The organism is Candidatus Babeliales bacterium (assembly GCA_035944115.1).
Lineage (GTDB): Bacteria > Babelota > Babeliae > Babelales > Vermiphilaceae > DASZBJ01.
This window is the reverse complement of the sequence record DASZBJ010000039.1, coordinates 1-3,431: the sequence shown is the minus strand read 5'-3', so window position 1 is coordinate 3,431 and position 3,431 is coordinate 1. Positions and strand designations below refer to the sequence as shown.

General features: G+C 45.9%; 2 protein-coding genes. Both read left to right on the top strand.

All coding sequences use genetic code 11. The annotated features are described in order from the left end of the window. Positions 1 to 98 precede the first annotated feature (98 nt). Complete coding sequence (locus VGT41_04735; protein HEV2601580.1) at positions 99 to 1,115, top strand: hypothetical protein; 1,017 nt, start codon at positions 99 to 101, stop codon at positions 1,113 to 1,115. Positions 1,116 to 2,475: 1,360 nt separating this feature from the next. Next, positions 2,476 to 3,431 (top strand): hypothetical protein (locus tag VGT41_04730; protein HEV2601579.1); only part of this gene is annotated, 956 nt, incomplete at its 3' end.

Here is a 3,431-nt window from a genome sequence, read left to right as displayed (position 1 = left end):
ATTCGGGTGTTTGTGGCCCCATGCGGACTACGTCCGTAGGAGGGGCAAAATACTTTGTTGTTTTTGTGGATGATTATTCGAGGAAGGTGTGGGTTTACATGATGAAACACAAAGGAGTGTGGTGTGAGAGATTTAAGGAGTTCCAAACTAAAGTAGAAACGCAATCGAAGCACAAAATCAAGGCGTTTCGGTGCATGAGTGGAGGGGACTTCATTACTAAGGAATTTGAAACATTTTTGATGGAGAGTGGCATTGAGAGTACGCCCCGACACATCGGACCAGCGGGGTGTGCCATACAAAGCATTGTTGCAATGGCCAAGCGCATGCTCGTAGCCCGGAAGCTCGAGAAATCGTTTTGGGCGGAAGCGGTGGCAAATGCGGTTTACACATTAAACCGATGTCCTACGAAGGTCTTGATGAGCGTTACACCGGAAGAGATGTGGAGTGGGAGGCGGCCTTGCGTTGCACACATGCGTGTGTTCGGAAGCGTTGCATATGCGATGGATGCAAATGCAAAGAGGTTCAATGCCAAGGGAACCAAATGCATGTTTCTAGGATATTGCGAAGGTATGGAGGCATATAGATTAATGTGTTTGGAAACAAAGAAAATCATAAAAAGTAGAGATGTTGTGTTTATGGAAGATAGTGGGAGCATTAATAATGATTTGGAGATGCGTCCAAGTGGGAGAGATGGAGGCCGTACGATAGTAGTGATGGACGAATCTTCCAAATCACCTTTGTTGGATGGTGGCAAACAAACCGTGGATGACACGGGACGAGTGGGAGGTGATGAAGTTGTTATTGAGGAGTCATGTGAGACGTCGGCAAACAATGACATTGTTGATGGGAGTAGCGGTGGGATGCGGCGATATCCCACGAGGGAGAGGCGACCACTTGGAGAATGGTGGAAAAACCACATTTTGCCTCAAGATGGTGAAGAACGGGCTAACATGGCAATATGTGAAGATACGTTGAGTTGGCATGAAGCAATTAGGCTTGATATGAGGAAACTTATGAGCAATGTTAGAAGCTCATTGCATAGGATGGAGAAACTAGGAAAATCAAAAGTATTACAAGTCTTTGACTACTCGCAAAGTGGGAGTGTTGGAAGATGAGCATTAGGTTGCTCGTAGTCAAAGAAATGTAATAAGGTTGTAATAAGCCTACAAGGGCTGGTCCGTATTGGGAGAGGAGTTATCCCATATTGTTTGTAGCAACCAAGGTGACCATGAGGAATAAAGGGCAAGCAAGGGGTGGAGGAGACTATCTCACTCCAAGCATTGTTCATATGCCTTTGTGTATGTGTGGCTTGCTTGAGCAATCCTTTCTCTAGTCTTTCTATCTTCCAATAGGTTATGGGCCCACTATGCTAGGGTATAGTCTAGAGATTTGATTGCTTAGCGGTTGTTGGAGTGGATCTTGAGGAGTTGGCGCTTTGGAGCATTGGAGGTGTGCGGGGGCGCATTTGGTTGTTGTAAGTGTCTCTTTATGTTTTCATTTTGTTTGCATGTTTGTTTCATGCAAAGAGTGCTGACTTGTGAGCTTTGAGGGTTGAGAGGCTTGTTGGAGACATTTGGAGGTGTTTAGGCTTGATAAGGATCTGACTTGAGTGCAATGAGTGTGGAGAATTTGATTTGAGAGGTTTGGAGGTGTGTAGACTTCAAACGGATCTGACTTGAGTGTCATGAGTGTGGAGAGGTTGATTTGAGAGTTTTGGAGGTGTTGAGGCATCCAAAAGATCTGACTTGAGTGGTATGAGTGTGGAGAAGTTAATTTGAGAGGTTTGAAGGTGTTAAGGCATCCAAAGGATCTGACTTGAGTGATATGAGTGTGGAGAGGTTGATTTGAGAAGTTTTGAGGTGTGTAGGCTTCCAAAGGATCTGACTTGAGTGATTTGCAAGGTTTTGAGGTGTTTAAGGTTCCAAATGATCTGACTTGAGTGATTTGAGTGACGGAAAGTTGATTTGCAAGGTTTTGAGGTGTGTAGGCTTCCAAAGGATCTGACTTGATAGATTTGAGTGAAGGAAAGCTAAGTTTCAAGGTTTAGATGTATTTAATCTTCCAAAGGATCTGACTTGAGTGATTTGAGTGAAGGAAAGCTAAGTTTCAAGGTTTAGATGTATTTAAGCTTCCAAAGGATCTAACTTGAGTGATTTGAGTGAAGGAAAACTAATTTGCAAAGTTTGGAGGTGTTTAAGCTTCCAAAGGATCTGACTTGAGTGTTTTGAGTGAAGGAAAGTTTATTTGCAAGGTTTGGAAGTGTTTACGCCTTTAAACCATCTGACTTGAGTGATTTGAGCGAAACAAAGTTCATTTGCAAGCTTTGGAGGTGTTTAGGATCTGCCTTGAGGGTAATGAGTGTGGTAAGGCTTATTTGAGAGATTTCAAGGTGTTTAGAGTTGCAAAGGATCTAACTTGAGTGATTTGAGTGTTTGAGAGCATACTTAAGCATACCAACGCAATCTTAGAGCAAAGATGGCATACCTTGAGAGCGAAGCCGCTAGAGTCATAGATAAATTCCACGGAGAGAAATTTAGCCTTTGGAAGTTCAAGATGGAGATGGCTTTGGCTTCCGTGGACCTTTGGGACATTGTAGATGGATCCGAGAAGGCTCCACCTTCCGACGCGGATCCTAAAGTGTTGAAGGAGTACCAAAGGCGCGTGAAGAAGGCCATGTCCATCATCGTGCTCAATTTGGCGGACAACCAACTCGCACACGTCAAGAGTTGCAAAGGACCGGCGGAGGCGTGGAAGATCCTTTGTAACATCCATGAGACCAAGAGTTTGTCCAACATCCTATTTGTGCGTCGTAAGTTCTTCACGTGCAAAATGGACGAAGGCGACGACTTGTTGGACCACGTGAACAAGGTGAAAGCGCTTGCGGATCAACTCGCGTGTTTGGAGGTACCCGTGCGAGAGGAGGACATCGTCATGACTTTGCTCGAGAGTTTGCCGGCATCGTACGAATTTTTGATCACCGCTTTGGAGACGATGCCGACGAAGGAGTTGACGATGGAGTACGTGACGGCACGCTTGATGCACGAGATGTCCAAGCGCAAAGAGAAGGAGCCACAAGGCGACGACGCGGCAATGGTGGCGCGTCAAAGCAAAGCGGCATACCATCCTTTGCGGCAAGGAGTGAGGACGTGCTTCCATTGCGGCAAACCCGGCCACATAGCGCGGTTTTGCTACAAGGCGAAGAACAAGGAGAAGGAGAGTGCCAACAATGCGAAGGACGAGGACGAATTCGCCTTTGCAACCAAACTCGAAGCGCATTCGATGAACGTTTGCAAATGGATCATGGATTCGGGAGCCACAAAGCACATGACTTCGCATAGGACGGCATTCGACACCTACGAGGTGATTTGTCCACGCGATGTGCGTTTGAGCGACGGTAGCGTAGCCAAAGCCATCGGAATGGGGTCTATTGT